Below are 5779 nucleotides of genomic sequence, written 5' to 3'. Positions count from 1 at the left end.
GCGTACGTGACCGGCACGCGGTGGCGCGGGCGCGCGGCGATGCGGCTCTCGGTGAGCAACTGGGCGACCTCACGCCACGAGGTGGACCGGGCGGTCGCCGCGATCACCGCCGCAGCCGAGGCAGCCGAGGCAGGCCCGGCCGGCGAGGACGGCATGATCGGCGAGGGCGGCCCCGTAGGCGGGTCCAGGGGTGTCCCCGGACGTCGCCCCGCGCACGTCGCGGACGGTCTCGCCGGGAGCGCGGCGCGGCGTGCTGATCTCGGTGGGCGCCGCGGTGGTCTCCTCCCGTAGCGTCCGCCGGGACCCTCTGTAGTACGGCGTGGGACACGTGAGCGGCAGCGGTCCGGCGGCCGGGCCAGGCGGCTAGGCTGCCACAAGTCCCGTCCCTCCGGCCGATTTCCCTGCGGCGGGCGCATCAGGCGCGCCGGGTGCAGTCCGTCCCCTGCGGGGTGACCGGCCGTCCGCCTCGACCGGCGTGCCCCGCGCGCGGAAGGATCTGACGTGTCCAACCCCTTCGTCCATCTGCACGTTCACACCGAGTACTCGATGCTGGACGGTGCGGCCCGGTTGAAGGACATGTTCAGCGAGGTGTCGCGCCAGGGGATGCCGGCCGTGGCGATCACCGACCACGGCTACATGTACGGCGCGTACGACTTCCACAAGCAGGCGACCGCCGCCGGCGTGAAGCCGATCATCGGCTGTGAGGCATACGTCGCGCCGGAATCGCGGCTGCTCAAGCAGCGGGTCCGCTGGGGCGAGCCGCACCAGAAGGGCGACGACGTCTCCGGTGGTGGCTCGTACACCCACATGACGATGTGGGCACGCAACGCGGTCGGGCTGAAGAACCTGTTCCGGCTGAACTCGCGGGCCTCCATCGAGGGTCACTACATCAAGTGGCCGCGGATGGACGCCGAGATCATCGCCGAGCACGCCGAGGGGCTCATGGCGACGACGGGCTGCCCGTCCGGCGTCGTGCAGACCCGGTTGCGCCTGGGGCAGTACGAGGCGGCGCTGGAGTCCGCCGCCGCCTACCAGGAGATCTTTGGCAAGGAGAACTACTTCTGCGAGATCATGGACCACGGGCTCGACATCGAGCGCCGGGTCCGTGACGGGCTGGTCGACATCGCCCGCAAGCTCGACATGCGCTTCGTGGTCACCAACGACTCGCACTACACCTACGAGTCGGAACGCGAGGCCCACGCCGCGCTGCTGTGCGTCCAGACGGCGTCCACGGTGGCCAACCCCGCCTTCCAGTTCGAGGGCTCGGGCTACTTCCTGAAGAGCTCCGAGCAGATGTACGCCATCGACGGCTCGGATGCCTGGCAGGAGGGCTGCGAGACCACGTTGATGATCGCCGAGCGGGTCGACCCGACGGGGATGTTCGCCAAGAAGAACCTGATGCCGCGCTTCCCGGTGCCCGATGGCGAGACCGAGGAGAGCTGGTTCCGCAAGGAGACCTGGGCCGGGATGGCCACACGGTTCCCGGACGGCTTCGACGAGGAGCACCGCACCCGGGTCGAGTACGAGATCGGGATCATCCTCCAGATGGGGTTCCCGGCGTACTTCCTGGTCGTCGCCGACTTCATCGTGTGGGCGAAGAGCCAGGGGATCCCCGTGGGGCCGGGCCGCGGCAGCGCCGCCGGATCGATGGTCGCGTTCGCGCTCGGCATCACCGACCTCGACCCGATTCCGCACTCGCTGCTGTTCGAACGCTTCCTCAACCCCGAGCGCGTGTCCATGCCCGACATCGACATCGACTTCGACGAACGTCGTCGCGGTGACGTGATCCGCTACGTCACCGAGCGGTGGGGCGACGACCGCATCGCGCAGATCGTCACCTACGGCACGATCAAGGCGAAGGCCGCGATCAAGGACTCGTCCCGGGTGCTCGGCTACCCGTACGCGGTGGGCGACCGGATCACCAAGGCGATGCCGCCGGCGGTGATGGGCAAGGACATACCCCTCGGTGGGATCTTCGACGAGAAGCACCCGCGGTTCAGCGAAGCCGGGGAGATCCGCGGGCTGTACGAGTCCGACGCGGACGTCCGCAAGGTCATCGACACCGCCAAGGGCCTCGAGGGGCTCATCCGCCAGGCCGGCGTGCACGCCGCCGGCGTGATCATGTCCGCCGAGCCGATCATCGACCACATCCCGGTGTGGCGCCGCGACGCCGACGGCGCGATCATCACGCAGTTCGACTACCCGACCTGCGAGACGCTCGGCCTGCTCAAGATGGACTTCCTGGGCCTGCGCAACCTGACCGTCATGGACGACGCGGTGCGCAACGTCGAGGCCAACCGCGGGATCAAGATCGACCTGCTGGGCCTGAGCCTGGACGACCCGGTGAGCTACGAGCTGCTCGGCCGCGGCGACACCCTGGGGGTGTTCCAGCTCGACGGCGGGCCGATGCGCTCACTGCTGCGGATGATGCGCCCGGACAACTTCGAGGACATCTCCGCCGTCCTCGCCCTGTACCGACCCGGCCCGATGGGCGCGAACTCGCACATCAACTACGCGCTGCGCAAGAACGGCCAGCAGGAGGCCACCCCGATCCACCCGGAGCTCTCCGAGCCGCTCGCCGACATCCTCGACACGACCCACGGCCTGATCGTCTATCAGGAGCAGGTCATGGCGATCGCGCAGAAGGTCGCCGGCTACTCCCTCGGCGGCGCCGACCTGCTGCGCCGGGCGATGGGCAAGAAGAAGAAGGAGATCCTCGACAAGGAGTTCGTGCCCTTCTCCGAGGGGATGAAGGCCAACGGCTACTCCCCGGCGGCGATCAAGACGCTGTGGGACATCCTCGTCCCGTTCTCCGACTACGCGTTCAACAAGGCGCACACCGCCGGCTACGGGCTGGTGTCGTACTGGACGGCGTACCTCAAGGCGAACTACCCGGCCGAGTACATGGCGGCGCTGCTCACCTCGGTGCGCGACGACAAGGACAAGTCGGCGATCTACCTCAACGAGTGCCGGCGGATGGGCATCAAGGTGCTCCCACCGGACGTGAACACCTCCCTCGCCGACTACACCGCGCACGGATCGAGCGAGATCCGGGTCGGTCTCGCCGCGATCCGCAACGTCGGGGTGAACGTCGTCGAGTCGATCGTCCGGACCCGGTCGACCAAGACCAGGTTCGTGTCGTTCCCGGACTTCCTCGACAAGGTCGAGGCGGTCGTCTGCAACAAACGCACCATCGAGTCACTGATCAAGGCCGGCGCGTTCGACGCCCTCGGTCACACCCGGCGCGGCCTGGTCGAACGGCACGAGCAGGCCGTCGACGCGGTGATGAGCGTCAAGAAGAAGAACGCCGAGGGGCAGTTCGACCTGTTCGCCCTCGACGTCGACGACGACCCGGCGAGCGCCCCCATGTTCGGTGTGCAGGAGTTCGCCGACCACGAGTGGGACAAGACCGTGAAGCTCTCCCACGAGCGGGAGATGCTCGGCCTGTACGTGTCCGACCATCCGCTGCGCGATGTCGAGCATGTGCTGGCCGCGAAGGCGGACTGCGGCATCGCGTCGCTGACCGGCGGGGAGTACCCGGACGGCTCGACGGTGACCATCGGCGGGATCATCTCCAGCCTGCAGCGCAAGGTCACCAAGCAGGGCAAGCTGTGGGCGCTGACCACGGTCGAGGACCTGGAGGGCGGCCTGGAGGTGATGTTCTTTCCGCAGACCTACGAGGTGTGCTCCACCCAGCTCGCCGAGGACGCCGTCGTCATCGTCAAGGGCCGCCTGGACAAGCGGGAGGACACCCCGCGGCTGATCGCCTCCGAACTGACCGTGCCCGACCTCAGCGAGCAGGCGCTCAGCCCGCCGGTGGTGATCACCATGGCGGTCGCCCGGGTGAACCCGCCGACGGTGGAACGCCTGCGCGAGGTGCTCGGCACCCATCCCGGCACCACCGAGGTGCACCTGCGCCTGCAGGCCGCGAGCCACACCACCGTGCTGCGCCTCGACGACGCCTACAAGGTCCAGCGCACCCCCGCGCTGATGGGTGACCTCAAGGCCCTGCTCGGCGCGGCCGCGGTCGCCTGAGGTCCACCGTGCTACGGTCGGAGAAGACCGGCAGCATCTGAACGTCGACGCTCGCTCGATGTCGCCGCCGGTCGTAGCCAGCCGGCGGTCTTCATCGCCGGAGTGAGGTGGCCGTCATGACGACGGGCCAAACGATTCCTGCTTCTGGTCGTGCTGCGTTCGCACGCTTGGACGACGATGGCGGTGCACGCACGGCGCCCGGCGTCTCTTCACCGGGAACACCTGCCGATGACCGCAAGCTGCGGCTGTCCCTCCTCCCGCCCGGCGGTCGCGGGTCCTTCGACGGAGCCTGGTGGCCGCACAGCCGGCGGCTGGCCCAGGAGGCTCCGGCGCTGATCGCGGCGCTGGCCGCCGCCGGTGAACCCGTCAGCCGGATGTCCGTCAACGGCGAGGTCTGGACGGACATCCCCGGCCAGCTCCCCCGGCCGGACCGATCGCCGCTGCGGATCAGCTGGTATCGCACCATCGACCCGCACACCGTCACCCTGACCAGCGGCGACCGCCCGCGAATCTTCCTGCTGGTGATCCCCTCCGACACCGCCGAGAATCCGGCGCGGGACGTGCTTCGGAGGGCGGCGACAGGCCGGTTGTCCGGCCCCTCCAGCCAGATCCTTCGCCACGCCGGCGCCGCGTCGCTGGACGGCCGGTCCGCGCCGCCGCCCAGCGGTCACGACACGCCGCCGACGGATCGCCTGCCGCGGCCCGCGGTGGGCGGGGCGCGGGCGACGAGATAGCGGCCCGGCCGGCGGGCTCCCCATGACCACCGTGGCCGACCAGGCCGGGTTCGCCGACCAGGCCGGGTTCGCCGACCAGGCCGGGTTCGCCGACCAAGCCGGGGTGACAGCGCGGTGAAGGTGGCGGTCCTCGCACCGATCGCGTGGCGTACCCCGCCCCGGCACTACGGACCCTGGGAGCAGGTCGCGAGCACCATCTCGGAGGGCCTGGTCGGGCGCGGGGTGGACGTCACGCTGTTCGCGACGCTCGACTCGGAGACGGCCGGCGCACTGGACGGCGTCTGCCCGCGCGGGTACGCCGAGGACCCATCTCTCGACGGCCGGGTGTGGGAGGCCCTGCACGTGGCGCACGCGCTCGGCCGTTCAGGCGAGTTCGACCTCGTGCACAGCCACCTCGACTGGCTGCCGCTCGCGTTCGCGGCGAGCTTCGCGGCCCCGCTGGTCACGACGATCCACGGCTTCTCCGATCCGCGGATCGTGCCCGCCTACGCGCGGGCCGCATCGGCGTATGTGTCGATCTCCGATGCCGACCGCAGTCCCGAGCTGGACTATGTCGCGACCGTTCACCACGGCGTCGACCCCGGCGGGCTGCCGTTCTCCGCGGCCGGCGGCGACGATCTGGTGGTGCTCGGCCGGATCCACCCCGACAAGGGCACCGCGGCCGCCATCGACATCGCGCGCCGCGCCGGCCGACGCCTGGTGATCTGCGGCATCGTGCAGGACGAGCGGTACTTCACCGAACGGGTGTTGCCGCACGTCGACGGGAAACGGGTCAGCTATCTGGGCTCGGTCGGACCCGCCGCCCGGGCCGAGGTGCTGGGATCGGCCGCGGCGCTGCTGCATCCGATCGCGTTCGACGAGCCGTTCGGACTGGCGGTCGTCGAGTCGATGGTCTGCGGCACCCCCGTCGTGACCTATCCGCGCGGCGCCATGGCGGAGGTCGTCGACGAAGGGGTCACCGGTTTCCTGGTCGATGGCCCGGTCGCCGCGGCCGCCGCCGTGGGCCGCGC

Annotated in this window: 4 protein-coding genes; all 4 read left to right on the top strand. The window is 70.1% G+C overall.

The window, feature by feature from the left end; all coding sequences use genetic code 11:
• Window positions 1–291, top strand: a 291-nt coding sequence (locus MXD58_RS18390) for a hypothetical protein (RefSeq protein ID WP_250609629.1), incomplete at its 5' end; no start/stop codon positions are given.
• 210 nt (window positions 292–501) lie between these two features.
• Window positions 502–4035 carry a DNA polymerase III subunit alpha gene (gene dnaE, locus MXD58_RS18385; protein ID WP_248837826.1) on the top strand — a complete coding sequence of 1178 codons (3534 nt, stop codon included), beginning with the start codon at window positions 502–504 and terminating at the stop codon, window positions 4033–4035.
• A 167-nt stretch (window positions 4036–4202) separates the two neighbouring features.
• Complete coding sequence (locus MXD58_RS18380) at window positions 4203–4769, top strand: DUF5994 family protein (protein WP_248837827.1); 567 nt, start codon at window positions 4203–4205, stop codon at window positions 4767–4769.
• Between the two features lie 114 nt (window positions 4770–4883).
• Window positions 4884–5779, top strand: an 896-nt coding sequence (locus MXD58_RS18375) for a glycosyltransferase family 4 protein (protein ID WP_250609628.1), incomplete at its 3' end; no start/stop codon positions are given.

Origin of the sequence: Frankia sp. AgKG'84/4, assembly GCF_023242965.2 — a bacterium.
GTDB lineage: Bacteria > Actinomycetota > Actinomycetes > Frankiales > Frankiaceae > Frankia.
The sequence above is the reverse complement of the archived record's forward strand: the minus strand, read 5'-3'. Positions and strand labels throughout refer to the sequence as shown.